The 25,591-nt window shown below is 70.5% G+C and carries 24 protein-coding genes and 1 tRNA gene; 14 read left to right on the top strand and 11 right to left on the bottom strand.

The window, feature by feature from the left end:
• The first annotated feature begins 64 nt into the window (after positions 1-64).
• Positions 65-706 (top strand): PASTA domain-containing protein, encoded by a 642-nt coding sequence (locus V6U90_RS05585; RefSeq protein WP_334431615.1) that lies wholly within the window; start codon positions 65-67, stop codon positions 704-706.
• Positions 707-729: 23 nt separating this feature from the next.
• On the opposite strand, the gene V6U90_RS05580 is transcribed toward V6U90_RS05585, so the two are convergent.
• On the bottom strand, positions 730-1,137 hold the full coding sequence (locus V6U90_RS05580; protein WP_334431613.1) for a hypothetical protein: 408 nt from the start codon (positions 1,135-1,137) through the stop codon (positions 730-732).
• A 153-nt stretch (positions 1,138-1,290) separates the two neighbouring features.
• Positions 1,291-1,575, bottom strand: coding sequence for a hypothetical protein (locus V6U90_RS05575; protein ID WP_334431611.1), 285 nt, complete (start codon positions 1,573-1,575; stop codon positions 1,291-1,293).
• 889 nt (positions 1,576-2,464) lie between these two features.
• Between V6U90_RS05575 and V6U90_RS05570 the strand changes: the two genes are divergently transcribed.
• The 3 genes from V6U90_RS05570 to V6U90_RS05560 all read left to right on the top strand — a co-directional run bounded on the left by V6U90_RS05570 (position 2,465) and on the right by V6U90_RS05560 (position 4,219).
• Positions 2,465-3,346 (top strand): helix-turn-helix domain-containing protein, encoded by an 882-nt coding sequence (locus V6U90_RS05570; protein ID WP_334431609.1) that lies wholly within the window; start codon positions 2,465-2,467, stop codon positions 3,344-3,346.
• Positions 3,316-3,537: a DUF397 domain-containing protein gene (locus tag V6U90_RS05565; protein ID WP_334432051.1), complete on the top strand. Its 222-nt coding sequence runs from the start codon at positions 3,316-3,318 to the stop codon at positions 3,535-3,537. Before V6U90_RS05570 ends, V6U90_RS05565 begins: the two co-directional genes overlap by 31 nt.
• Before the next feature lie 271 nt (positions 3,538-3,808).
• Positions 3,809-4,219 (top strand): hypothetical protein, encoded by a 411-nt coding sequence (locus V6U90_RS05560; RefSeq protein WP_334431607.1) that lies wholly within the window; start codon positions 3,809-3,811, stop codon positions 4,217-4,219.
• On the opposite strand, the gene V6U90_RS05555 is transcribed toward V6U90_RS05560, so the two are convergent.
• Positions 4,187-4,786: a hypothetical protein gene (locus V6U90_RS05555; protein WP_334431605.1), complete on the bottom strand. Its 600-nt coding sequence runs from the start codon at positions 4,784-4,786 to the stop codon at positions 4,187-4,189. The two genes, V6U90_RS05560 and V6U90_RS05555, sit on opposite strands and share 33 nt — an antisense overlap.
• A gap of 238 nt (positions 4,787-5,024) precedes the next feature.
• Here V6U90_RS05555 and V6U90_RS05550 point away from each other — a divergent pair, with 238 nt between their 5' ends.
• The gene (locus V6U90_RS05550; RefSeq protein WP_334431603.1) at positions 5,025-6,881 is read left to right on the top strand and encodes a S8 family peptidase; all 1,857 of its coding nucleotides are present in this window, start codon (positions 5,025-5,027) and stop codon (positions 6,879-6,881) included.
• 63 nt (positions 6,882-6,944) lie between these two features.
• Here the strand turns inward: V6U90_RS05550 and V6U90_RS05545 are convergent, their stop codons facing one another.
• From V6U90_RS05545 to V6U90_RS05535, 3 genes are all read right to left on the bottom strand, one after another.
• On the bottom strand, positions 6,945-7,772 hold the full coding sequence (locus V6U90_RS05545) for a WecB/TagA/CpsF family glycosyltransferase (RefSeq protein ID WP_334432048.1): 828 nt from the start codon (positions 7,770-7,772) through the stop codon (positions 6,945-6,947).
• On the bottom strand, positions 7,769-8,842 hold the full coding sequence (locus V6U90_RS05540; protein WP_334431600.1) for an NAD-dependent epimerase/dehydratase family protein: 1,074 nt from the start codon (positions 8,840-8,842) through the stop codon (positions 7,769-7,771). The genes V6U90_RS05545 and V6U90_RS05540 overlap by 4 nt, the downstream gene beginning before the upstream one ends.
• Positions 8,843-8,953: 111 nt before the next feature.
• A tRNA-Leu gene (locus tag V6U90_RS05535) sits at positions 8,954-9,039 on the bottom strand.
• 212 nt (positions 9,040-9,251) lie between these two features.
• On the opposite strand from V6U90_RS05535, the gene V6U90_RS05530 reads away from it, so the two are divergent.
• The 7 genes from V6U90_RS05530 (at position 9,252) to pknB (ending at position 18,251) form a co-directional block, all read left to right on the top strand.
• A complete protein-coding gene (locus V6U90_RS05530) occupies positions 9,252-10,037 on the top strand; it encodes a DUF3662 and FHA domain-containing protein (RefSeq protein WP_334431599.1) in 786 nt (261 codons plus the stop codon).
• Between the two features lie 5 nt (positions 10,038-10,042).
• Complete coding sequence (locus V6U90_RS05525) at positions 10,043-10,531, top strand: FHA domain-containing protein FhaB/FipA (protein ID WP_334431597.1); 489 nt, start codon at positions 10,043-10,045, stop codon at positions 10,529-10,531.
• The gene (locus V6U90_RS05520; protein ID WP_334431595.1) at positions 10,528-11,976 is read left to right on the top strand and encodes a PP2C family protein-serine/threonine phosphatase; all 1,449 of its coding nucleotides are present in this window, start codon (positions 10,528-10,530) and stop codon (positions 11,974-11,976) included. The genes V6U90_RS05525 and V6U90_RS05520 overlap by 4 nt, the downstream gene beginning before the upstream one ends.
• A 141-nt stretch (positions 11,977-12,117) precedes the next feature.
• Complete coding sequence (locus tag V6U90_RS05515) at positions 12,118-13,494, top strand: FtsW/RodA/SpoVE family cell cycle protein (protein ID WP_334432046.1); 1,377 nt, start codon at positions 12,118-12,120, stop codon at positions 13,492-13,494.
• Positions 13,491-14,999 (top strand): peptidoglycan D,D-transpeptidase FtsI family protein, encoded by a 1,509-nt coding sequence (locus tag V6U90_RS05510; RefSeq protein WP_334431594.1) that lies wholly within the window; start codon positions 13,491-13,493, stop codon positions 14,997-14,999. Before V6U90_RS05515 ends, V6U90_RS05510 begins: the two co-directional genes overlap by 4 nt.
• Position 15,000: 1 nt before the next feature.
• Entirely contained in the window at positions 15,001-16,446 is a 1,446-nt protein-coding gene (locus V6U90_RS05505) for a serine/threonine-protein kinase (protein ID WP_334431592.1), read from the top strand.
• Positions 16,443-18,251, top strand: coding sequence for a Stk1 family PASTA domain-containing Ser/Thr kinase (pknB, locus tag V6U90_RS05500; protein WP_334431590.1), 1,809 nt, complete (start codon positions 16,443-16,445; stop codon positions 18,249-18,251). Before V6U90_RS05505 ends, pknB begins: the two co-directional genes overlap by 4 nt.
• A 58-nt stretch (positions 18,252-18,309) precedes the next feature.
• On the opposite strand, the gene V6U90_RS05495 is transcribed toward pknB, so the two are convergent.
• From V6U90_RS05495 to V6U90_RS05480, 4 genes are all read right to left on the bottom strand, one after another.
• On the bottom strand, positions 18,310-18,960 hold the full coding sequence (locus tag V6U90_RS05495; protein WP_334431588.1) for an aminodeoxychorismate/anthranilate synthase component II: 651 nt from the start codon (positions 18,958-18,960) through the stop codon (positions 18,310-18,312).
• A 5-nt stretch (positions 18,961-18,965) separates the two neighbouring features.
• Positions 18,966-19,241: a hypothetical protein gene (locus V6U90_RS05490; protein ID WP_334431586.1), complete on the bottom strand. Its 276-nt coding sequence runs from the start codon at positions 19,239-19,241 to the stop codon at positions 18,966-18,968.
• A 5-nt stretch (positions 19,242-19,246) separates the two neighbouring features.
• Positions 19,247-20,485: a class E sortase gene (locus tag V6U90_RS05485; protein WP_334431584.1), complete on the bottom strand. Its 1,239-nt coding sequence runs from the start codon at positions 20,483-20,485 to the stop codon at positions 19,247-19,249.
• A 488-nt stretch (positions 20,486-20,973) separates the two neighbouring features.
• Positions 20,974-21,777, bottom strand: coding sequence for a DUF881 domain-containing protein (locus V6U90_RS05480; protein ID WP_334431582.1), 804 nt, complete (start codon positions 21,775-21,777; stop codon positions 20,974-20,976).
• A gap of 225 nt (positions 21,778-22,002) precedes the next feature.
• Between V6U90_RS05480 and V6U90_RS05475 the strand changes: the two genes are divergently transcribed.
• Both V6U90_RS05475 and V6U90_RS05470 read left to right on the top strand, forming a co-directional pair.
• Positions 22,003-22,266 carry a cell division protein CrgA gene (locus V6U90_RS05475; protein WP_208814514.1) on the top strand — a complete coding sequence of 88 codons (264 nt, stop codon included), beginning with the start codon at positions 22,003-22,005 and terminating at the stop codon, positions 22,264-22,266.
• Between the two features lie 309 nt (positions 22,267-22,575).
• The gene (locus V6U90_RS05470; protein ID WP_334431580.1) at positions 22,576-24,768 is read left to right on the top strand and encodes a (Fe-S)-binding protein; all 2,193 of its coding nucleotides are present in this window, start codon (positions 22,576-22,578) and stop codon (positions 24,766-24,768) included.
• A gap of 78 nt (positions 24,769-24,846) precedes the next feature.
• Here the strand turns inward: V6U90_RS05470 and V6U90_RS05465 are convergent, their stop codons facing one another.
• A complete protein-coding gene (locus V6U90_RS05465) occupies positions 24,847-25,506 on the bottom strand; it encodes a DedA family protein (RefSeq protein ID WP_442933528.1) in 660 nt (219 codons plus the stop codon).
• Positions 25,507-25,591 lie beyond the last annotated feature (85 nt).

Here is a 25,591-nt window from a genome sequence, read left to right as displayed (position 1 = left end):
GCCGGGCGGCGGGTCGAATCCGGCAGGTGGTGCGACAGCCCACCATGAATCGGTCGACCGGACCATGCCACTGCCCCCGGGCGGGCAGGTCGACCAGACCGCCCACCCGGCACCATGGTCCGGGCGGGCCGAGGTCCGGGCACCGCAGCCGATCGACGACGCCGGTCCGGGCGACTGGTACGCCGACCAGGACCAGTCGGGTCGTCGCTGGTGGCTGCCGATCGTCGCCGGCATCGTGGCGTTGCTCCTGCTCGGCGTGCTGGGGCTCGGAGTCTGGCTGATCCTCCGGTCGACGCAGGGGGAGCCCGGCCCGCCACCGCTGCCATCGGCCGTCCCGTCGGTGACCGGTCTGCCGTCGCCCACCGCGCCGGCCGCCACCACCGGCGAACCCTCGGAGACCGCCGGTCAGCCCACCACCCCACAGACCACTGCGGCGTCGCCCACCACGGCCGGATCCCGGCAGGTACCGCCGCTGGTAGGACTCCCCCGGGAACAGGCGGTCGCGGTGCTCGAACAGCTCGACCTCGACTACCGGATCCGCACCCGTGAGTCGGACCGACCGCCCGGCACGGTGATCGCCACCGAACCGGGACCGGGGGAGCCGGTACCGGACGATGAGGAGATCATCCTGGTCGTCGCCGCTCCCCGGGTCGTACCGAGTGGGGAGCCGAGCGCGTCACCGAGTGGTCCCCGGCCGACCCGGTGACCTGAGGAGGCCCCACCGGTCGGTCACCACAGCCGACGTCGGTGACCCACCAGCGTCAACCCCACCACGGAGATGAACAGTCCGAGCAGGCCCGAGAAGACCAGCGACCGGGACAGGTCGACGGATCGGTCCCGGTGGGGACGAAGGCCGGGAGGCGGCGGGGCGGCGACCGGCCCGTCGGCGGGTACGCCCTCGTCGCCGGACAGTCCGGACGGCTCCACGGCGACCAGGTCGACCGGTTCGGCGCCCGGAACCGGCCCGGTGGTCTCCGGTGGCCGGGAGGCGAGTGGAGCGGCGGGCGTGGGCGGATTGGCGGGGCCGACCCCCGGTGCCGTCACCGCTCCGGCGGTGACACCGATGAGGACGAGCAACCCGCCGACGAGGAGCAGGCGGGGTGTGGGGCGCGGGCGTGCGGCGGACTCTCTGAACATGGCCATCCCAGGTTCTGGGTCCGGACCACGCGGTTGTTCCTGCCGGGGTGGGCACCACCGAGTCTATGGGCTCCGAGGGTCGTCGGCCGCTGATTCGCCGCGCTGGAGGTGGATGCCGTCCGCCTGACCGCCTCAGCCGTCCGCCTGACCGCCTCAGCCGACCCCGACCGGCGTCCTGGCGACCGGCCGGCGCGGCCGGACGGTGTGCGGGCGCGGCTCCGGCGCCGAGCGGAGCGTACGCAGGCCGGCCAGCTGAACGAAGATCGAGCGACGACTGACCGCTTCCCCCGTCGCGTTCAGTTCGTACCCTTCGAGCCAGACCCAGCCGTCGTAGGTGACCCAGTCGAGGATCCGGATGACCCGGAAGAGGATCGGCTTGACGAACTGCACACTGGCTGCGCGAGTCACGTGTAGTACGTCACCTGAGCGGGGAGGCACATCGGCTCCTACGAGGATTGGCCGGTGGAGGTACCGGCGAGAGGTCTGTCGGGGGCATCGGCGTGCCGGCGGGATCCTGCCGTCCGGCGATCAGGTCGCTGGGTGGGGTTGGCCGGGGGCGCTGCTGGTGGCCCTCGCACCCGGCCAACACCCGTCCTGCACCGGGGTACCGCTCCCGTCGCCGAAGCCGTCCGGCCTCCGGCAGCGGGGTCTTTCCACCCCGGCGCACGTCTAGGTGGTGATGTGGACGACCCGGATACGGCGTGTTCCGCAGCAGATGGCGGCGTCCCGCCAACCGAGGAAACCGGAACGCTGAGTTACCCGAGCCATACGGACAGCGTGCATCAGACGAGTGGTTTGGTGCAAGTTGCAAGTCGGCTTTTGCTGTTCGGCGGCTAGGTCACCAAAGAGTGGTTGATGCCCACCTGTCCCGGACGGCACACTGGACGCCGGTTTCGCCGTTGCGGCCCGGCCGAGGATCGGTAGCACCTGCCGCGATGATCGCCCGCCGCTCGACGGTCGCGCCCTCGGCGGGCGCCCGACCACACGCGACCCGGAGGTGACTGGTGAGTGCGAGGAGCGAGCTTGCGAGCCCCGCAGTCGCGAACGGAAGTGGTCTGGTGAGTGCGAGGAGCGAGCTTGCGAGCCCCGCAGTCGCGAACGGAAGTGGTCTGGTGAGTGCGAGGAGCGAGCTTGCGAGCCCCGCAGTCGCGAACGGAAGTGGTCTGGTGAGTGCGAGGAGCGAGCTTGCGAGCCCCGCAGTCGCGAACGGAAGTGGTCTGGTGAGTGCGAGGAGCGAGCGTTCCGGGGCCACTCGCGTGGGACGCGGTGGCGCCGGAATGCGAGGAGAGCTTGCGAGCCCCGCAGTCGCGAACGAGGCGATGAGCCGGTGACGGAGCGCCGCAGCCCCACCATCCGCCGGCGCCGGCTGGGAGCCGAACTCCGCCGACAGCGGGAGGCCGCCGGCATCACCATCGAGATGGTCGCCGAGCAGTTGGAGTGCTCCGCCTCGAAGATCTCCCGGATCGAGACCGGCCACACCAGCGCCAGCCCACGTGACGTACGCGACATGTTGCAGATCTACGGCGTCAGTGACGAGGAGAGCGAGGAACTGGTCCAGATCGCCCGGGAGGCCCGGCAGAAGGGCTGGTGGCATCCGTACAGCACGGTGCTGACCGGCGCCTATGTGGGTCTGGAGGCGGCGGCCAGTTCCATCCGGGCGTACGAGCCACAGGTCGTTCCAGGCCTCCTCCAGACCGAGGAGTACGCCAAGGCGATGATCCTCGGTGCCCGTACGGATATTTCTGCCGGCCAGATCGATCAGATGGTGCGTGTCCGTTTGGGGCGCCAGTCGTTGTTGAGCCAGGACGATCCGATCGATCTGTGGGTGGTGCTCGATGAGGCGGTGGTGAGCCGGCCGGTGGGCGGGGACGCGGTGATGCGTGCCCAGTTGAGGCGTCTGGTGGAAACGGCCAATCTACCGAATGTGACGATTCAGCTGTTGCCCTTTGAAGTCGGGGCCCATGCCGGCATGGACGGCAGTTTTGCCATCCTCGACTTCCCGGAAGCCGGTGATCCGGATGTGGTGTACGCAGAGAATGCCACGGGCGGACTCTTCCTGGAGAAGAACGACGAGCTTCAGAAGTACATCTTCATCTTCGACCATATTCGAGCAGCGGCCATTCGCCCGGATGAGTCCATAGCTCTCATCGCAAAAATGGCAGAGGAGCCGTTGTGGAAGTGCCGACCAAAGGGTTCCGCGTGGACCTGACGCACGCAGCGTGGTTCAAGAGCTCGCGTAGCGGGCCCAATTGTGACAACTGCGTGGAGGTGGCGTTCGTTGCCGGTGGGATCGCGGTGCGCGATTCCAAGAACCCGACCGGACCCGCCCTGATCTTCACCCCGGACGAGTGGGACGCCTTCGTAGGCGGCACGAAGGACGGCGAGTTCGACCTGGCCTGACCCGTTTCTCCGGGCAGCAGGCAAACCAGGGCGTGGCCCCGACCGGTTCCGGAACCGGTCGGGGCCACGTCTGCTGTTCGGGCCGTACCGGTACGCCCGGGCAGCCAGCCAGCCCGGCCGTGCGGCAGGAGACGCCGGTGTGCCCCCGGGGCGGACACCGGTGGCATCGGCCCGTCGCCAGTTCCCCACCTGCCTCGTTGTACGTCTCGGTACGGCAGAGCCGGCCAACCCGCGGCAGGAATCCGCAACCCACACGAGGCAGGCGAGACGGATGACGATCGGGTCAGACAATCTGGGCAACGGCTCCGGGAAGCCGGAGCGCTTCGGCGGAAAGTACCGGGGTGCCCGTCGGGACAGTGTGTTAACCGAGGTGGTCTCGACGGACAGTGACAGCGGCGGTCGCGAGTCCAGCCCGCCGGCCTTGGAGCTGGCCGAGCCGCCGCCGACGCCACTCAGCCTGCCGTCGCTCGACCCGGGCACGTTGGCCGAGCCGTCCTTCTCCCCGGCTGGTTGGGGTGAGGTGACCCCGCCGCTGGCGGACCACCCGCTGCTCCGCGGTCTGCTGCTGGAGTTGCCGCCGAGGGGAAGCGTTCCGCCGCCCGGGTGGCTCGACCGGTGGTTCGAGGCGACCCGGGCGATCCTGGAGCTGCTATACGTGCAGGGCGCCGGTCGCGGGCGGTGACGCCGCCGCGGCGGGAGCTGCCAGTTCGGTGAGGCGGTTGTGCCGCAGGGCGTGTCGCACCCCGATCGCCAGGACGCCGATCGCCAGCAGGCTCAGTATCAGTCCGCCCGGACCCGTGGTCAGGGACGTCTCCGGACGGCTCGCCGGAACCAGGGCGAGGGCGCAGAGCAGCGCGGTGACCTGGACCGGTAGGCCGATCATGGGATGTGCGGCGCCGACCCGCAGGCTGGGTGGTGCAGGCGTGCCGGGTGCGGAGGCGAAGGCCCCCGCACCGGCCCGGATCCGACCGAGCCGACGGAGGGTCGACAGTGCCACCACGGCGGCCGGGATTGCCGGTACCGCCAGCGCGGTGCCGGCCCGGTCAACTGCGGTGAGGTCCGTCGTGCCCAGTCCGGCTGCGACGACCGTGGCCGTCCCGGCCAGGGCGGTGAGGATGAGGGTGAGCAGCCAGCCGGTACGGCGGCGGAGCGTGCGGGCCCGGTCCAGCGCGGGCAGCCGGTCGGCCAGCACGCCGGCGACCAACCAGAGCGCGGCCATCGGGAGCACCATGGCCAGTGAGGTCTGCATGACCCCACCCTTGCCCTTCTCCGGTCCCGACGGATCCGGGCCGGGCCCCCGGCGGACCCGGACAGTCGACCACTAGGGGAAGCCTGGCGGTACGTGAGGGGTCATCCTCTCCACAGTATGGAAGATTCGGCATGTTTATTTATGTCGATCTCAGAGGATAGCCTCGCCTTGATCGGCCATCGTCGATCCACTCCTTTCCGGGGTGGACGCGCGTGCCGGTCGGAGGGGAGGTAGGGAGATGCGTCTCCCGTACAGGTCGATTCTGGTGGGCGTGGCCGTCTTGGGTATGGCGGTTGCGGCTACCCCGGCCTCGGCGGCCGAGCCCACCGGGACCATCCGGTCCGCAGGTGGTGCCACCGCCGTGGCGGACAGCTACATCGTCGTCTTCAAGGACAGCGCGGTCAGCTCCGCCCGGGTCGGTGCCACGGCGCAGGACCTGGTCACCAGGCACGGTGGCACGGTGGCGCGCACCTACTCCGCCGCGCTGCGCGGCTTCGAGATCAAGGCGAACGCCAAGGCGGCCGCCCGGATCGCCGCCAGCCCCGACGTCGCCTGGGTGTCGCAGAACCACACGGTGAGCATCACCGGTACCCAGAGCCCGACCCCGTCCTGGGGCCTGGACCGCAGCGACCAGCGGGCCCTGCCGCTGAACAACTCCTACACGTACCCGAACACGGCGAGCAACGTCACCGCCTACATCATCGACACCGGTATCCGGACCTCGCACAGCGACTTCGGTGGCCGGGCGACCTGGGGTACGAACACGGTCGACACCAACAACACCGACTGCAACGGGCACGGCACGCACGTCGCCGGCACCGTCGGCGGTAACGCGTACGGCATCGCCAAGGGTGCCCGCCTCGTTGCCGTCAAGGTGCTCAACTGCCAGGGCAGCGGCACCTTCGCCGGGGTCATCTCCGGCATCGACTGGGTGACCGCCAACGCGCAGAAGCCGGCCGTGGCCAACATGAGCCTCGGTGGTGGCGCGGACGCCTCGGTCGACACCGCCGTCCGCAACTCCATCAACTCGGGTGTCACCTACGGCCTGGCCGCCGGTAACGACTCGGGTGGCAACGCCTGCAACACCTCGCCGGCCCGGACGGCCGAGGGCATCACCGTCGGCTCGACCACCAACACCGACGCGCGGTCGTCCTTCTCCAACATCGGTACCTGCCTGGACATCTTCGCCCCGGGCTCGTCGATCACCTCGGCGTGGAACACCAACGACACCGCGACCAACACCATCAGCGGTACGTCGATGGCGACCCCGCACGTGGTCGGCGCGGCGGCCCTGGTGGCCAGCGCCAACCCGTCCTGGACGCCGCAGCAGATCCGGGACTACCTGGTCAACAACGCGACCAGCAACGTGGTGACCAACCCGGGTACCGGCTCGCCGAACAAGCTGCTCTTCGTGGTCAACGACGACAACCCGCCGGCAAACGACTTCTCCGTCGCGGTCTCGCCGACCTCCGGCTCGACCGCGCCGGGCGGCTCGGTCACCGCCACCGTGGCGACCGCCACCACCAACGGTTCGGCCCAGTCGGTCAGCCTCTCCGCCAGCGGCCTGCCGAGCGGGGCGACCGCCTCGTTCAACCCCGCCACGGTGACCTCGGGCGGCTCCTCCGCCCTCACCATCAGCACCTCGGCCAGCACCCCGGCCGGCACCTACTCGGTGACCGTCACGGGCACCGGCACCTCCGGTAGCCGTACCGCGACCTACTCGCTGACGGTGACCGGGACCGGCGGTGGCTGCTCCGGCACCAACGGCAATGACGTGTCCATCCCGGACACCAACACCGCGATCAGCAGCTCGATCGTGATCAGCGGCTGTGACCGGAACGCCTCCTCGGCCTCGACGGTCGCGGTGAACATCGTCCACACCTACCGGGGCGATCTGGTCATCGACCTGATCGCGCCGGACGGCTCGGCGTACCGGCTGAAGAACTACGCCTTCTTCGACGGTGCCGACAACGTGGACACCACCTACACCGTCAACGTCTCCGGCGAGGCGGCGAACGGCACCTGGAAGCTCCAGGTCCGGGACGTCTTCTCCGGTGACACCGGCTACATCAACACCTGGTCCCTGAACCTCTGAGGCCGGTACGCGAAGGGCCCCCTCCACCCGGAGGGGGCCCTTCCCGCTGTCGTGCGTCGGTCGTCAGACCGAGAAGCTGGCCGGCAGCTCGGTGGCCGGTGCGGGCGGGGTGGCCTTCCAGAGACCGGTTTTCTGGGCGGCCATCCGGGCCAGGTAGGCGGGGTTGAGGATCACGTACCGGCGCCACAGCCGCTTGGGCTCCAGCCCGAGCCGCCAGAACCACTCCAGCCCGGCCCGCTGCATCCACGGCGGCGGCTTGCGGAGCAGCCCCGCGTGGTAGTCGAACGCGGCGCCGACCGCCATCAGCGGCATGTCGAGCAGCGGCCGCATGGCGTACGCGAAGACCTCCTGGCGCGGGCAGCCCAGACCGACCAGGACGAGCCGGGCGCCGCTGGCCCGGATCCGGTCGGCGATCTCGGCGGCCTCGCCGGGCTGGACCGAACGGAACTTGGACGGCTCCACCCCGGCGATCTTCAGGGCCGGGAACATCCGCTCCAGCGCCGGGATGAGCCGGGAGAGGGTCTCCTCGGTCGAACCGTAGAGGTAGACCGGCAGCCCCTCGTCGGCGAACCGGGAGAGCACGCGCAGAGTGAGGGTCGGGCCGTAGACCCGGTCGGTGAGCCCGGCGCCGTGCAGCAGGTTGAGCGCCCAACGCACCGGCTGCCCGTCCGGGGTGACCACGTCGAAGGAGTTGAGCCGGGCGTTGTGCGCCGGGTCGAGCACCCCGGTCATCACCCCGTGCACCGCGAGCGCGGTCAGTGCCAGCGGCCGCCGTTGGTGTCCCGCCGCCACCACCTGCTCGGTGGCCGCGGCGTAGTCGGTCGCGTCGACCAGGACACCGAGGATGTTCCGCTTACCGCCCCGTGCCGTGCCGCTGCCGTGCCCGCTCATGCCTGCGGTACCCACTTGTCGACGTTGGCCTCGTAGATCTCCTGCATGATCATCGGTACGTCGTAGACCTGCTTCCACTCGGGGTAGTCGGCCTGGAACGCCTCGTTCGAGCCGATCCACCACTTGTGGTCGCCGATCCGGTTCTCCTCGACGTACTCGGTGACCATCTCCCGGCCGGTGATCCGCTCGGCCAGGGCGAACGCCTCCCGGTTGGAGGTGTTGGAGTGCCGGCCGCCGCCCAGGTTGTAGACCGCCGCCGACCGGGGGTTACGGAAGAACGCCTCGAACGCCGACACCACGTCCGAGCTGTGGATCGCGTCGCGGACCTGCTTGCCCTGGTAGCCGAAGATCCGGTACGTCCGGCGCTCCATGTTGGCGCGCATCACGTAGCCGAGGAAGCCGTGCAGCTCGGTGGCCGAGTGTGCCGGGCCGGTCAGCGTGCCGCCCCGGAAACAGGCCGTCCGCATGTCGAAGTAGCGGCCGTACTCCTGCACCATTACGTCCGCCGCGACCTTCGACGCGCCGAAGATCGAGTGCAGGCAGGAGTCGATCGACATGTCCTCCCGGATGCCCTGCTCGTACGGGTGGCCCGGCTCGATCTCCCAGCGGGTCTCCAGCTCCACCAGGGGGAGGGTGTTCGGCCGGTCGCCGTACACCTTGTTGGTGGAGCAGTGGATCACCGGCGCCCCGATGCAGTGCTCACGCACGTTCTGCAGCACGTTCAGCGTGCCACCGGCGTTGACGTCGAAGTCGGTGTAGGGGTCGCGGACCGCCCAGTCGTGCGAGGGCTGCGCGGCGGTGTGGATCACCACGGCGATGTCCCGGCCGTACCGCCGGAAGATCGCCGTCAGCGCGTCCCGGTCCCGGATGTCGACGTTGTGGTGCGTGTACGCCGCACCGAGGTCGGCGGCGAGCCGCTGCACGTTCCACGCGGTGGACGCCTCGACGCCGAAGAAGGCCTGCCGCATGTCGTTGTCGATCCCGGCGACATCGAGGCCGAGGCCGGCGAAATGCCGGACCGCCTCGGAGCCGATCAGGCCACCGGATCCGGTCACCAACGCGACAGCCACACGCCACTCCTGGGTCTGGGGGGAGGCAGGGAAACCACCGGAGCATAACGCGCCCGCGAGGGGGCCCTGGAACGAAGGAAGGGCCCCGCGTTTCGCGGAGCCCTTCGACTCTGGTGGGGAAGGGGGGAGTTGAACCCCCACGCCCTTTCGGGCACACGGACCTGAACCGTGCGCGTCTGCCATTCCGCCACTTCCCCGTGGCTCGACCAGGATTCAGTGTAATCTGTCCCGATCCCTCCCCTTAGTGGGGGGTGCCCGGACATATTACGCTGTCCCCAGCCTCCGCTGCGAAAGATCGCTCGTTCGCGGCGGAGGGAAGAGTAGCACGACATGAACGGCCCGGTGGAACGGGCCGGTGACAGGCGGCCGAGCGGCGTGTGAGCTGCGCGAGCGGCGGCCGGATACCATCATGTCCTCGGGACCCGAGGAGGAGCCGGTGAGCGTGCTGCAACGCTTCGAGAAGCGTCTGGAAGGCCTGGTTGAGGGGGCCTTTGCCAAGGTCTTCAAGGGGGTCGTCCACCCCGTGGAGATCCTCAACGCCATGCAGCGGGAGGCCGAGGCGCACAAGGCGATCCTGGCTGGTGGGCGCACGTTGGTGCCCAACCGCTACGTGATCGATCTCTCGCCGTACGACCACAGTCGGCTGGCGCCGTACGCCGCCGCGCTGGCCCAGGAACTGGCCCAGTCGCAGGCGGAGTTCATCGGCGAGCAGGCGTGGACCGTCTACGGGGACGTCATCGTCGAGATCGAGCGCGGCGAGGGGCTGGACACCGGCATGTTCCGGGTCACCGCCGAGGTCTACACCGGTGGTGAGGTCGCCCCGGTCTCCGGTCCCGGCTACGACGCCCCGCCCGCCTACCCGGCGTACGACCAGGGCGGCGGCTACGGCCCCCCGCCCGGCCACGGCGGCGCCCGCAACGTCCGTCTGGTCTCCGGTGACGGCCGGACGTACCCGCTCCAGATGGGCTCGACGGTGATCGGCCGTGGTGACCAGGCCAACCTGCGCCTGCCGGACGTCGGCATCTCCCGTCGACACGCCCGGCTCGACTTCGACGGTGGCCAGGTGGTGCTGACCGACCTCGGTTCGACCAACGGGACCATGGTCAACGGTCAGCGGGTGTCGGCCGTGGCGCTCAACCCGGGCGACATGGTCCAGCTCGGGACGACCACCCTGACGTTCCGCGTGGACGGTTAAGCGACTTGCCCCCTCTCGTCATAACCGTTGCGCGCTTCGGCTTCCTCATCCTGCTGTGGATCTTCGTGTTCACCGTGGTGGGAGTGATCCGTCGGGATCTCTTCGCCGGGGCCAGGTCCAACCGACTGGTTGCGGCACCACGTGCGGTCGGGGCCTCGACGGGACAGGCGGCGGCCAAACCGGCGAAGGTCAAGCGGGGGCGGGCCGCCCACCAGTTGGTGGTCACCGCCGGTCAACTCGCCGGCACCCGGATAACCCTCGGCGAGTCCCAGATAACCATCGGTCGGGCAGAGGATTCGACGCTCGTCATCACCGACGACTACGCCTCCGCGCGCCACGCCCGGCTGGTCCCCCGGGCGGGGCAGTGGTTCGTCGAAGACCTCGGCTCGACTAACGGCACCTATCTGGATCGCGCTAAGGTCACCGGACCAACCCCCGTCCCCCTCGGCGTGCCGATCCGGATCGGCCGCACTTCTCTCGAATTACGGCCATGACACTGACCCTGCGCTATGCGGCCCACAGCGACCGCGGTCTGATCCGAGACGGAAACCAGGATTCCGTCTACGCCGGGCCGCGGCTGCTCGCCGTCGCCGACGGCATGGGCGGCATGGCCGCCGGTGACGTCGCCAGCAACATCGTCATCGGCGCGCTGGCGCCACTCGACGAGGACGTCCCCGGTGATGCGCTAGTCGATGCGCTGCGCTCGGCCGTGGACACCGCCAACCAGCAGCTGCGCGACACGGTGGACGCCAACCCGCAACTGGAGGGGATGGGCACCACGCTGACCGCGACCCTCTTCTCCGGCAGCAAGATCGGGATGGTGCACATCGGGGACTCCCGCGCCTATCTGCTGCGCGACGGCGAGTTCTCCCAGATCACCAAGGACGACACGTACGTCCAGATGCTCGTCGACGAGGGCCGGATCAGCCTGGAGGAGGCGAGTAGCCACCCCCAGCGCTCGCTGCTCACCCGGGCACTCGACGGACGGGACATCGACCCGGAGTACTCCGTCCGCCAGGTGCTCCCCGGCGACCGCTATCTCATCTGCAGCGACGGGCTCTCCGGCGTGGTCAGCGCCGAGACGATCGCCGAGACGATGCGGGAGTACGCCGACCCGCAGCAGTGCGTCGAGCGGCTGGTGCAGCTCGCCCTGCGCGGCGGCGGCCCGGACAACATCACCGTGGTCATCGCGGACGCCACCGACCAGGACATCGTGGAGGCCGCGCCGATCGTGGGCGGGGCAGCCGCCCGGGACCGGGGCATGGCGACCTCCGCCGACCGCTCCACTCCCGCGGCCCGGGCCTCCGCGCTCGCCGCGCCCCGCCCGCCGGCACCCGAGCCGGCCCCCGCGCCCGGCCGGGACGACGACGGTGAGCGTCCCCGGCGACGGCCGGTCCGCACCGCCCTGCTCCTGATCGTGCTGCTCGGTCTCCTGGGAGCCGGGCTGTGGGGTGGCTGGAGCTACACCCAGCGGCAGTACTACGTCGGTGCCACCGAGGACGGCCAACTCGCCGTCTTCCGGGGGGTGCCGGGGCAGATCGCCGGGCTGGACCTGTCCAGCGTCCACACGACCAGCGCGGCCGAGCTCGACGACCTCACCGCTGCCGCTCAGGAGCAGGTCAAGCAGGGCATCCAGGCCAAGAGCGAGCCGGACGCCGAGCGGCGCCTCGCCGAGCTGACCAACGATGACCCGACCAACCCGAACCTCAAGCCGATCTGTCCGCCGAGCCCCGCTCCGGGGGTGACCCCGTCGGCGGTACCCGCACCCGGCGGCACCACGGCGCCGGCCGCGACCACCACCCCGGTCGCCCCGACCGGGGCGACCCTGCCCACCGCCACCGCGACCGCAGCGGTGGCCCCGACCAGCACGCCCGACGCCCTGCCCTCCGACTCGGTTCCGCCGGTGCTCGATCCGGCGGGTTGCCGGTCGCCCGAGTGAGCTCCGGCTCGACGACCTGAGGACCTGCTTGTGACCGCCCAGGCCGGAACGGCACCGTCCCTCTCATCCGGGGGCGAGCTGCCGGGCGCCCGCCTGGCCCGCGCCCAGCGCAACTCCGAGCTGACCCTGCTGCTGTCCGCGATGGCCATGGTGGCCGCGTACGGGGCGACCGTCGAGGCCAACCTCCTCGACACGGTCACCCCGGACTTCTGGATGCCGGCCGCCGCGCTCACCGGCGTGTTCCTCGGCCTGCACCTGATGATCCGCTGGCTCGCGCCGTACGCCGACCCGGTGCTGCTGCCGGCGGTGGCCCTGCTCAACGGGCTCGGGGTGGGTTTCCTGCGCCGGCTCGACCTGGGCAAGGCCACCCCGGCCGAGCGGGAGGACCTGGCGATCTTCGCCGGTATCGGCGGTCGTCAGCTGGCCTGGACCCTCGCCTCGGTGGTGCTGGCGGCCGGCCTGCTGGCCCTGATGCGGGACCACCGGTCGGTCTCCCGGTACGCCTACACCCTCGGCCTGGCCGGCATCGTGCTGGTGATGATCCCGGCGGTGCTGCCCGGCCGGTTCTCCGAGATCAACGGCGCCAAGCTGTGGATCCGGGTCGGCGGTTTCTCCATCCAGCCCGGCGAGTTCGCCAAGCTCGCCCTGCTGGTCTTCTTCGCCTACTACCTGGTCCGTAAGCGCGAGGTGCTCTCGCTGGCCAGCCGGCGGTTCCTCGGCATCGACTTTCCGCGCGGCCGGGACCTCGGCCCGGTGGTCGGGGTCTGGCTGATCAGCCTGCTGGTGCTGGTCTTCGAGAAGGACCTCGGCACCTCGCTGCTTTACTTCGGCATGTTCGTGGTGACCCTCTACATCGCCACCGAACGGGTCAGTTGGCTGCTCATCGGTCTGGTGCTGTTCTTCGGCGGTGCCTTCCTCGCCTACTTCCTCGGCAGCACCATCGGGGGGCCGTTCGCCAACTTCTACGACCGGGCGCAGATCTGGCTCAACCCGTTCGCCGAGCCCTACGACCGGGGTTACCAGTTGGTCCAGGGTCTGCTCGGGCTCGGTACCGGCGGCCTGTTCGGTACCGGACCGGGTGGCGGGGAGCCGCTGGAGGTCCCCGAGGTGCAGAACGACTTCATCTTTGCCGGCATGGGAGAGGAAATCGGCCTCTTCGGGCTCACCGCCCTCCTGGTGATCTACCTGCTGATCGTCGAGCGGGGCCTGCGGTCCGCGCTGGCGGTCCGCGACTCGTTCGGCAAACTGCTCGCCGGTGGCCTGTCCTTCACCCTCGGTTTGCAGGTCTTCGTGATCGTCGGCGGGATCAGCAAGCTCATCCCGTTGACCGGTCAGACCACCCCCTTCCTCTCCGCCGGTGGCTCGTCGCTGATGGCCAACTGGCTGCTGATCGCGGTGCTGCTCCGCGTCTCGGACGCCGGGCGGCGACCCCTGACCGGCGGTCCGGCCCGTCCCGCCGGGTCGGGTGGCCCACCCGAACAGCTGCACGGTGCCCCCACGGAGGTGATCCGCCCGTGAACGCGCCCCTGCGCCGTGTCGGCGTGGTTGTCATGATCCTGTTCGGTCTGCTCTTCCTGAACCTCAACTGGGTACAGGCGTACAAGGGCGACGAGTACCGCACCAGCGACTACAACGGTCGGGTCCAGGTGGCCGAGTACGACCGCAAGCGCGGCAACATCGAGGCCGGCGGCTCGGCGTTGGCCACCAGCAAGGAAACCAGCGGGAAGCTCAAGTTCCTGCGGGTCTACCCGCAGGGCGAGAAGTACGCGCACATCCTCGGGTACAAGCCGGTCAACCTGGCCGACATCGGCATCGAGCGGGTCGAGAACGACTTCCTCGCCGGCACCAGCGACCAGCTCTTCGGCGACCGGGTCAAGGACCTCTTCACCGGAGAGCAGACCGGCGGCGGCAACGTGCTGCTGACCATCTCCCGGCGGGCCCAGGAGACGGCGTACACCCAGCTCAGCGAGAACCGGGTGGGCGCGGTCAAGGGCGCGGCGGTGGCGGTCGACCCGCGTACCGGGGCGGTCCAGGCGCTGATCTCCATGCCCAGCTTCGACCCGAACCCGCTGGCCAGTCACGACACCGACGCCGCATCGGCGGCCTACAACAAGCTCGACTCGGACAAGAACGGTCCGCTGCGCAACCGGGCGCTGGCCGAGGTGCTGCCCCCGGGGTCGACCTTCAAGGTCGTGGTCGCCGCAGCGGCCCTGGAGTCGGGCATCGGCCAGCAGACCAACATCCCGGCCGGCCCGTCCTACCGCCCGCCCACGGCAGGTCAGGACATCCGCAACGCCGCTACGTCGATCTGCCCCGAGTCGCAGGTCACCCTGAAGAAGGCCCTCACCCAGTCGTGTAACACCGGCTTCGCCCAGCTCGGGGTCAAGCTCGGGGCCGACAAGGTGAAGGAGAAGGCCCGCCAGTTCGGGTTCGAGCAGGAGGACCTGACCGTCGGCCAGATCAGCGAGGGTGGCCTCCCGGTCGCGGCCAGCCGGACCGGGACGATGCAGAACCCGGACGGCGGTACCGACCCGGCGGCCCTCGCCCAGTCCGCGATCGGGCAGAACAACGTCTTGATGACCCCGCTGCAGGGCGCGATGATCGCTGCGGCGGTGGCGAACGACGGCCGGCAGATGCGCCCGTACCTGGTCCAGCAGCTCCTCGGCCCGGACCGGACCACCAGCTACTACACCGCCACGCCAAAGGAACTGCGCGAGTCGGTCAGCAGCCCGGTGGCCCGCGACCTTCAGGAAATGATGGTCAGCGTGGTCACCGACGGCACCGGGACCAACGCCCGGATCAGTGGCTACACCGTGGGTGGCAAGACGGGTACCGCGCAGAACGGCGGCGGGACCGCGGAGGAGGACCACGGCTGGTTCATCGGCTTCGTGATGAAGGACGGTCAGCCGATCTCGGCGGTCTGCGTCGTACTGGAGAACGCGGGCCGGGGCGGGAGCGCCGAGGCCGCACGCATCGCCGGGCAGATCATGCGCGGTGTCATCGCCGACACGAGGGGCCGCTGACATGTTGAGCCCCGGGGTGCAGCTCAACAACCGCTACCGGCTGGACGAGCGGATCGCCAGCGGCGGCATGGGTGACGTCTGGCGCGGTACCGACCAGGTGCTGGGCCGGACGGTCGCGGTCAAGAGCCTGCTGCCCGCGCTGCTGGACGAGCCCGGCTTCGCCGAGCGGTTCCGGGGCGAGGCACGCACCATGGCGACGATCAACCACCCCGGTGTGGTCGACATCTACGACTTCGGCAACGACCAGCAGATCGCCTTCCTGGTGATGGAGTACGTCGAAGGTGACGCGCTGGCCAGCACGTTGAGCCGGGTCGGTCGGCTCACCCCGGCACGGACGATGGCGCTGCTCGCGCAGGCCGCCGACGCGCTGCACGCCGCACACGCCAAGGGGATCGTGCACCGGGACGTGAAGCCCGGCAACCTGCTGGTCCGGCCGAACGGCACCCTGGTGCTCACCGACTTCGGGATCGCCCGCTCCGACATGGTCGGCCAGCTCACCGCAGCCGGCTCGGTGCTCGGCACCGCCTCCTACATCTCCCCGGAGCAGGCGGCCGGTGCGGTCGCCACCCCCGCCTCCGACGTCTACGCCCTGGGCGTGGTCGCCTACCAGTGCCTCTCCGGCCGGCGTCCCTTCGAAGGGGACAACCCGTTGGAGATCGCCATGAAGCACGTCCGGGACCACCCCCGGCCACTGCCGGGTGACATCCCGCCCCAGGTCCGGGCGATCGTCGAACGCGCCATGGCCAAGGACCCGACCGCCCGTTGGCCCAGCGCCGCAGCGCTGGCCGGGGTGGCCCGGCAGGCTGCTGCGGCGGCGCCGCACGCCGGCCGTACCGGTCCGCACCGGGCTGCCGTCCAGGTCTCCGCTGCGCCCTCCTCACCGGCCACCCCGCCGCCGTCGGCACGGGCCCGGGTGGCCCCGCCGCAGCCCGCGGCCCCGCGTCCACCGGTCACCCCGCCACATCCCCGTCCGCCGGTCCAGGCGCCGACCCCGACCCGGGTCGCCGGTCCGGTGCCCCCGGTCCGGACCACCGGCTCCGCACCGGTCGGTGCGCCGCGGTCCCCGGCCGTACCGATGCCACCGCCGGGTCCGGTCGGCTACCAGCGGGGTGCCGCCCCGGTGCCGCAGGCCGTGCCCCGACCGGCCCCGGTACACGGTTACACCCGACCGGTCCCGCCGCCGCCGATCGCCGACTCGTCGGGCAACCGGACCACGGTCGTGCTGATCGCCATCGTTCTGGGCGTATTGGTGCTCATCTGCTCCGGCATGATTTCCTATAAGTTGAGCACCGGCTCGACCGCGCTCGGTGTGTCGCAGTCTGCGGCGGTGCCGTCCCGGTCACTGGCGGACGGGTGGAACGATCCACCCCGGGGGTCGTACCGTCAGGTGGAGTCCCTGCCTGCCGGGTGGGGTGACCAGACGAGCGAAGGACGACAGAGGCGATGACAGCGCAGGCCCGCCTGCTCGGTGGCAGGTACCAGGTCGGCGAGCTGCTCGGTTACGGCGGCATGGCCGAGGTGCATCGCGGCCGCGACCTCCGGCTCGGTCGGGACGTCGCGATCAAGATGCTGCGGGCGGATCTCGCCCGGGACGCCACGTTCCAGATGCGGTTCCGGCGGGAGGCGCAGAACGCCGCCTCGCTCAACCACCCGGCCATCGTCGCCGTCTACGACACCGGTGAGGAGATCGCTCCGACCGGCGAGACCCTGCCCTTCATCGTCATGGAGTTCGTCAACGGACGGACGCTGAAGGAGGTGCTGGCCGCCGAGGGGCGGTTGCAGCCCCGCCGGGCGCTGGAGATCACCGCGGACATGTGCGCGGCGCTGGAGTTCAGCCACCGGCACGGGATCATCCACCGGGACATCAAGCCCGGCAACGTCATGCTCACCCTGACCGGGCAGGTCAAGGTGATGGACTTCGGTATCGCCCGGGCGTTGGCCAGCGGCGCGACCACCATGACCCAGACCAGCGCGGTCATCGGCACCGCCCAGTACCTCTCCCCGGAGCAGGCGCGCGGTGAGGCGGTCGACGCCCGCTCCGACGTCTACGCGGCCGGCTGTGTGCTCTTCGAGCTGCTCTGCGGCCATCCCCCGTTCGTCGGGGACAGCCCGGTGAGCGTGGCCTACCAGCATGTCCGGGAGGACCCGCCGACGCCGAGTGACATCAACCGGGATGTCACCCCGCCGATCGACGCGATCGTGCTCAAGGCGCTCTCCAAGAACCCGCTCAACCGGTACCAGAGCGCGGGCGAGATGCGGGCCGACCTGCTCCGGGCCGCAGCCGGTAGGCCGGTGATGGCCACCCCGGTGCTGCGGGAGGCCGAGACGGTGGCGATGGCGCCGATGGCCGGCCAGGGCCAGTTCACCCGACAGGGCGCCCCGACGGGTCCGCAGACCCGTCCGATCCCGGCCACGGTCGGTGACCCGCGCCGTCGGCGTGCCTCGTCGTGGGTGCTCGCGGCGCTCAGTGCGCTCGGCGTGCTCGCGGTGATCGCCCTGGTCGCGGGGCTGTTGCTGACCCAGCGGGACGAGCGGGTGGCGGTACCTTCGGTGATCGACCAGCCGCGGGCCACCGCGATCGCCGCCCTGACCAATGCCCAGCTCCGACACCAGATCGGCGAGCCGGTCCTGAACAGCGAGTGCAAGCCGGACACGGTAGTCGAGCAGGATCCGCCGAGCGGTCGCAGAATCGATCCGCAGAGCATCGTCACCCTGCGGATCTGCGGCGGCAAGCCCACGGCGACCATCCCCAAGGGCCTGGAGGGCGGCACCTACGAGGCGGTTGCCGCCCAGCTTGAGGGCCTCAACCTCAAGCCCAAGGAGAAGCCGGTCAACAGCGAGCGGCCGGAGGGCACGGTCACCAAGATCACCCCGGCGCCGGGGACGGTCGTCCCCGAGGGCACCGAGGTGACCGTCGAGGTCTCCCGGGGCAACATCCGGGAGGTGCCGAACGTGGTCGGGCTCAGCGAGGCCGAGGCCACCCGGGTACTGGAGAATGCCGGTTTCAGGGTGGACGTCGAGGACGGGCCGGAGGTCGATCCGCAGGAGGCCGGTCGGGTCACCGACCAGAACCCGAACAGGGGGAGCAAGAAGGCCACCGGCAGTACCGTCGTCATCAAGGTGAGCCAGCCACGCAGCGAGCCCACCCCCACCGATCCGGGACCGAGCGGGACGGCGACCCCGCCGCCCGGCGGCGGGGGCGGCGGCCTGCCGCTGCCGACCGGATCACCCACCTTGCCGTTCCGCGACTGACCCACCCGGTCAGACCCGCGAGCCGTCACGCCGGCCCTGCGTGGCTGACCGCCGCCGGTCAGACTCCGGCGAAAGCCGCCCGGCGGCGCTCGTCCACCTCGGCGGCGAGCGCCGGTGCCCGGTCCAGTGCGGCCGGGAGACCGCAGGTGGCGAGCCAGTTAGCGAGCATCAGGTGTCCGCCCTCGGTGAGCACCGACTCGGGATGGAACTGCACCCCCTCGACCGGCAGGCTCCGGTGCCGGAGTGCCATCACCACCCCCGAACCCGTCCAGCCGGTCACCTCCAGCTCGCCGGGCACGGTCTCGGGCACCACCGCGAGCGAGTGGTAACGGGTGGCGGTGAACGGGTCGGGGAGGCCCGCCAGTACCCCGGTCGAGTGGTGTCGTACCTCGGACGTCATGCCGTGCAGCAGCTCGGGCGCGCGGGTGACGGTGGCGCCGAAGGCGGTGGCGATCGCCTGGTGACCGAGGCAGACACCGAGGATCGGTAGGCGGCCCGCGTACGCGTCGATGACATCGGGACAGATGCCGGCCCGCTCTGGGCTGCCCGGGCCCGGTGACAGCAGCACCCCCGCGACACCCAGCCGCCCCACCTCGGCCACGCCGATCTCGTCGTTGCGCCGGACCAGACAGTCGGCGCCGAGCTGGCCGAGATACTGCACGAGGTTGAACACGAAGGAGTCGTGGTTGTCGACGACGAGGATGCGCACCCGGCTCACCGTCCCGGCGAGGAAGGCGGGTTGTTCGTGGTGATGTCGTACGGCAGATCGTGGTCGTCCATCCCCGGTGGCGCGTCGGTGCCGACCCCGCCGTCCCCACCGGGTACCCCGGAGTCCTGGGTCACCTGCACGTCGTCGAAGGGCAGCAGTGGCTCCGCCCAGGGGAAGACCACGTACCAGAGCAGGGCCACCACGGCGGTGGCCAGCAGCAGGGAACCGGCCAGTTTGCCGGCCAGACCGAAGGGCAGCTTGCGCCAGATCCAGGCGTACACGGCGGTCAGTCCCTGAGCTCCGCCGGCCGGCCGGCCGACTTGGGTTGGGACCGGTCCAGCTCGGCGTGCACGATCAGGCGTTCGTAGTTGTCGAACTTCGGGTTGCAGGTGGTGAGGGTCAGCATGGCCTTCGTCGGCTTCACGCCGGGGCGTCCGGGGACCGGTGCGACGACCTCGACCTGCGACGGTTTGACGATGCGCAGCTGCGAGACCCGGTAGACGTACCAGCTGTCCTTGCCTTCGACGACGATCGCGTCGCCCGAGGAGAGCTCGTCCAACCGCCAGAAGGTGGCCCGGTTGCGGTGGCCGGCCACCGAGAAGTTGCCGACCTGTCCCGGCATCGCGCTCTTCGGGTAGTGGCCCGGTGCGTACCGGATGTCCTTCTGGGTGACGCCCTCGACCACCACCCAGTTCTTGTCCAGCTTGGGGATGTACAGGCCGGCGATCGGCCGGCCGTGGACGACCGGTTGCAGTTTGCTGCCAGACGGTGTCGGCGTCGGCGTCGGGCCGACGGTGGGGTCGGTGCCGACCCCGGCCGGACCACCCCAGGCCTGTTCCAGTTGCTGGCTCAGGTCGCTCTGGTGGGCGTCGACGATCGCTGACTTGCCCCACACCTCGTACCCGGCGAAGAGCAGGACGACCAGACCGAAGGTGATCAGCAGTTCACCGGTGACCCGTATGCCGGTGCGGATCCGCGAGCCAAGGGTGGGGCGGGTCAGTTCGGAGTAGACGCTGCGGTAGCCGTCCTCGGTACGGCTGGCCCGGAGTTGGACGACGCGCTCACCCCGACGGGGACGGACCTCGGGTGGTGGCGGCGGGATGACCAGTCGGCCGGGCTGCAGCGTCGGGATCAGGGCCGTCTCCGAGGCCACCGCGGTGACCCGATCACCGGTCGGCGGGTCGGTCCGGCCGGTTGGGGAAGTGGCCCGGTCGGCGGGTCGGCCGATCGGGGAGGTGCTCCGGTCGGCGGGTCGGCCCGGCGGGGGGTCCCAGCCGCCGTCGGCCGGGGCGACCCGGTCAGCGTTGGATATCGCCGGGATCAGCGCGGTGAGCCGGTCGTCGGCGTTCGGGCGCCCGGCCACGGACGGGATGAGGGCGGTGTCGGCGGCGTCACTGCGACCGGTGCCGTGATCGTGGCCGGCACCACCGGGACGCCCGCCCGCACGGCCGGCCGTCCCGGCGGGGATCGTGGTGATCTTGGTGGTCGGTGGATCCGCATCGTCCTGCACCGTGGGGATGAGCACGGTGGGACGGTCGGCCGGCGGCGGTACGTCGGTGGTCGGGGGTGATACCCACGGTCCCGCCGTCTGTGGGGCCGGTGTCGGCCAGGGCGGATGCGGGGCCGGTACCGGCGACTTGGTTGGTGCTGGCGGCTCGGTCGGTACCGGCGACCCGGTTGGTGCCGGCGGCCAGGCCGGCGGTCCGGCCGGCACCGAAGGCTGGACTGATGGGCCTGTTCGTGCCGGATGTCCGTCTCGCGGCGGCGGCGGCGGTCCGGTCGGAGCCATGGCGGGTGGTGCGGACGGTGGCGTGGTCGGCGGTGCGGTGGGTGGCGGTGCGGTGGGTGGCGTGGTGGGCGGAACCGGCCCGGGGCCGTCAGGTAGGGGCGTGGCCGGCCCGGTCACCCGTGGGATGATCGCAGTGGGATCGTCCGTGTGTGCGGCACGGTGCCTGCCGTTACGGCCAGCCGACCGGTCGTCGTGGCCGGCCGCCGGGTCCCCGGTCGGTCCGTTCATTCAGGCACCTGCGCGGAGCGCAACGCTGTCGAACCCTCGAACGCGGGCACGGTCACGGTGGAGACGGTCTCGCGGTAGCCGAGCTGGTAGTGATCGACCACTTCCTTGAACAACCGGACTCCCTCGGAGTCGGCGAGGGCTCGCTGAAGAGCAGCCGGATCGCCGATTGCCACGATCTTGAACGGCGGGGAGTAGACCCGACCGTGCAGCAGCAGCGTGTTGCCTACGCAGCGTACCGCGCTGGTGGTCAGGACGCGGACGTTCATGATGGACATGGCCTCGGCGCCACCCGCCCAGAGGGCGTTCACCACCGCCTGTACGTCGCCCTGGTGGACCACCAGGTCATCCGCGCTGGCGCCGTCGGGCAGCGAGCCGTCGCCGCGCTGGGGAGCGTCGTCGAGCTCGACCGTCACGCCGGTACCGGTGAGGGCGGTGAAGCCGGCCGCCTCCCGTAGCCCGGCGGCCCGGTCACGCTGGGTGGCGATCGGCTGATCCGAACCCGCGAGCGCGGCGGTCTGCCCCTCGATCCTGGCGCGGAGTTCCGCCGCCCGCGCCTCGCTGTCCGCTACCTGCTGCCGGCGGTCGTCGATGAGCTGCGCGAGCTGTGGACGACGGTCCTCACGGAGGGCGGTCCCGCCGGCGGTGGTGGCGGTCGTGGTGAAGAGCAGGCCCGCGGCGAGTGCGATCAGCGGTACGCCGACCGACCAGCCGGGGCGTCGCTGCTGTGGTCGTCGCAACAGGGCGGCCACCGCGCGCCGGAGCGCCTTCTGCCAGGAGGCGGCACCGGACGTGTACTCCACCGTCTGTTCCTTCCGCTTGTGCCCGTCCGCCCGGTTGGCTCCGTAGCGTCACGGATGGCGGGTCGCTCAGCTCATTTCGGTCACCACGCGTATCCGCCTGACCCCATTCATGGCCTGCGCGGGCCTTCGCGACTACGCTATCTGTCGAACATTATTGGCCATGGACCGTCGCCCCCGCGCCCGGTTGTCAGGCCGGACGAGGTCGTATCCCCTCAGGAGAGCGTCGTGCCCAAGTCTCAGGTTCGTAAGAAGAAGGTCTACACTCCGCCGTCCGACGTCCGTCCGACGGCGACGGCTGCGACACGTAAGCCGAGCCCGGTCTGGCTGCCCATCTCAGCGGTGGCTCTGATCGTGTTCGGGATTGCCTGGCTGGTTGTCTACTACCTCTCCGAGACGGAGTACCCCGTCGCGGCGTGGGGCTACTGGAACCTCGCGGTTGGCTTCGGCGCGATGGTCGCCTCGCTGATCCTGCTGTCCCGCTGGCGCTGACCCGGCCCGCTGCCGGGGTGACGGGCCGCTCTCGGGCACCCCGTCCCACGGTCGGCGGCCGGGCCACGCCCACCCTGGCCGGCGGATTCTCCGTGGTGCGCCTAGGGTGTGCGCAGGGCAGCGCGGCCCGGTGCGAGAAGACTCACGTTACTGCTGGGTAACCTTGCGCGTAGGCTGCATGGCATGACCGAGCTGAGCGAGGTCATCGACCGGTCCGGTCCAGCTCCGGGCGACGACGTCCTGTCGGCGCCCCGCTGACCCGTCCCGGTCGCCCAGCCGCTTGCCAGCAGCAGACCGGGAGGCCAACGCATGGGCAGCGTCCAGATCGTCACCACGGTCCTCGCGGCCGCCATCACCGCGGTAGCGGTGTGGCTGGCGGTACGCGCGGTGCTGCGAATGGTGTCGGTGATCCGGCTGGGTCAACCCGACCCGTCCCGCTTCACCGACAAGGCCACCCGCACGAAGACCATGCTGACCGAGACGGTCGGCCACACCCGGATGCTCCGCTGGAGCGTCGTCGGTGCGGCCCACTGGTTCGTGATGGTCGCCTTCGTCGTGCTGTCGCTGCTCGTCCTTGAGGCGTACTTCGAGGTGGTGAGCCCGACCGGCGGGCTGCCGCTGATCGGCGGCTGGGCGGTCTACGGTCTGGTCACCGAGATCATCGCGGTGCTCGGCGTGGTCGGCATCCTGGTGCTGATCGCGATCCGGCTGCGCAACCGCCCGACCCGGCCCGGTGGCCGCTCCCGGTTCACCGGCTCGACCATGTGGCAGGGCTACTTCGTCGAGGCGGTCGTACTGGCCGTGCTGATCCTCGGCTTCCTGATCCGCGGCTTCAAGGTCGCCACCGACCACTTCGAGTACCCGGTCTGGGCCACCCCGGTCAGCCACGCGGTCGGCGCCCTGCTCCCGAACTGGGACGCCGGAGTCAGCATCGCCGCCCTGCTGAAGATCAGCGTCTCGATGACCTGGCTGATCGTCATCGCGCTGAACGTCACCATGGGCGTCGCCTGGCACCGGTTCGCGGCCTTCTTCAACATCTTCTTCAAGCGCAACCCCGGGGCGGCCGGCTCCGGTCTCGGCGCGTTGCGCCCGATGATGAGCAACGGCAAGCCGCTCGACTTCGAGGAGGCCGACCCGGAGAAGGACCAGTTCGGTGTCGCCCAGGTGGAGCAGTTCACCTGGAAGGGCCTGCTCGACTTCACCACCTGCACCGAGTGCGGCCGGTGCCAGTCACAGTGCCCGGCCTGGAACACCGGCAAGCCGCTGTCGCCGAAGCTGCTCGTGCTGAGCCTGCGCGACCACGCGTACGCCAAGGCGCCGTACCTGCTGGCCGGCGGCGGCAAGGACCTCACCGGTGAGGAGAAGGCCACCGCCGCGCAGCTCGCCCACGTCGATGTGCTGGCCCTGGCCGAGGCGGACAAGCCGCTGATCGGTGGCGCGGAGGACGGCGGCGTCATCGACCCGGACGTGCTCTGGTCCTGCACCACCTGCGGGGCCTGCGTCGAGCAGTGCCCGGTCGACATCGAGCACGTCGACCACATCGTCGACATGCGCCGCTACCAGGTGCTCATCGAGTCGAGCTTCCCCTCGGAGGCCGGCGTCATGCTGCGCAACCTGGAGAACAAGGGCAACCCGTGGGGCGCCCCGCAGAACACCCGCGAGGACTGGACCAAGGGACTCGACTTCGAGGTGCCCCGGGTCGGTGAGGTCGACGACTTCGAGTACCTCTTCTGGGTCGGCTGTGCCGGCGCGTTCGAGGACCGGGCCAAGAAGACCACCCGGGCGGTGGCCACCCTGCTGCACGAGGCCGGCGTCAACTTCGCCATCCTCGGCGAGGGCGAGACCTGCACCGGTGACCCGGCCCGCCGGATCGGCAACGAGTTCGTCTTCCAGATGCTGGCCCAGCAGAACGTGGAGACGCTGAACGAGGCGTTCGGCGACCGCGAGCCGACCAAGCGCAAGATCGTCGCCACCTGCCCGCACTGCTTCAACACCCTCGGCAACGAGTACGGCCAGCTCGGCGGCGAGTTCGAGGTGGTACACCACACCCAACTGCTGGCCCACCTAGTCGCCACCGGCAAGCTCACCCCGGTGCAGCCGGTCGACGGCGGGGTCACCTACCACGACCCCTGCTACCTGGGCCGGCACAACCGGGTCTTCACCCCGCCGCGCGAGGTGCTCGACTCCTCGATCGCAGGCGAGATCACCGAGATGCCGCGCAACAGCGAGCGCTCCTTCTGCTGCGGCGCCGGCGGCGCCCGGATGTGGATGGAGGAGAAGATCGGCAAGCGGATCAACGTCGACCGGGTCGAGGAGGCCATCTCCACCGGCGCGAAGACCATCGCGGTCGGCTGCCCGTTCTGCAGCACGATGCTCAACGACGGGGTCAACGGCAAGGGCGTCGGCGAGCAGGTCGAGGTGATCGACGTGGCCAGCGTGCTGCTCCGCTCGGTGAAGCCGGCGAAGCACGAGGGCGAGCCGGAGCCGGTCGCCGCCGGCTGACCCCGAGCCCGTGGGCGGGTGTTAAGAAGGGCCCCTTCCGCTACCGAAAGCGATAGGAAGGGGCCCTTCCTTACACCCTCAGCCGCGGTGACGGCCGCGGTGCGGGCGACCGCGTAGCCGGGTGACGAGGAAGTACGCCGCCGCGACCACCACGGCCACGATCACCACCTTCTGGAACAGGCCGGCGTACTCCTCGACCCGCCACCAGTTCTCGCCGAGCAGATAGCCGGCGAGCACGAAGATGCTGTTCCAGATCAGGCTGCCGAGGGTGGTGAAGAGCACGAACGTGCCGAGCGGCATGCGTTCCACCCCGGCCGGGATGGAGATCATGGAGCGGAAGATCGGGATCATCCGTCCGAAGAACACCGCCTTCTTCCCGTGCCGGGCGAACCACGCCTCGGTACGGTCCACGTCCTCCAGCTTGACCAGCGGAATCCGGGCGATGATCCGGCGGGTACGGGACCGCCCCAGCGCCGCGCCGATGTAGTACAGCGCCAGGGCCCCGACCACCGAACCGATGGTGGTCCAGACGATGGCGGCGGTGAGGCTCAGGTCCCCCCGGCTCGCGGCGAAACCGGCCAGCGGCAGGATCACCTCGCTCGGCAGCGGTGGGAAGAGGTTCTCCAGCGCGACCGCGAGACCGGCACCCGGCGCCCCGAGGGTTTCCATCAGATCGGTCGCCCAGCCGGCGATCCCGCCGGGCGATTCAGGGGTCGGCTCGGCGGCGAGGGGGATCATCCGATCGACGTTAGGCCTCCCTTCCTGGGAAGCTGCTGTGAGGTGTGCCCGGGGCGCGCCGCGATGGTGACTCGTGCCAGCCGTA

The sequence above is a fragment of the Micromonospora sp. CPCC 206060 genome (assembly GCF_036906895.1).
Taxonomy (GTDB): Bacteria; Actinomycetota; Actinomycetes; order Mycobacteriales; family Micromonosporaceae; genus Micromonospora.
The sequence above is the reverse complement of the archived record's forward strand: the minus strand, read 5'-3'. Positions and strand labels throughout refer to the sequence as shown.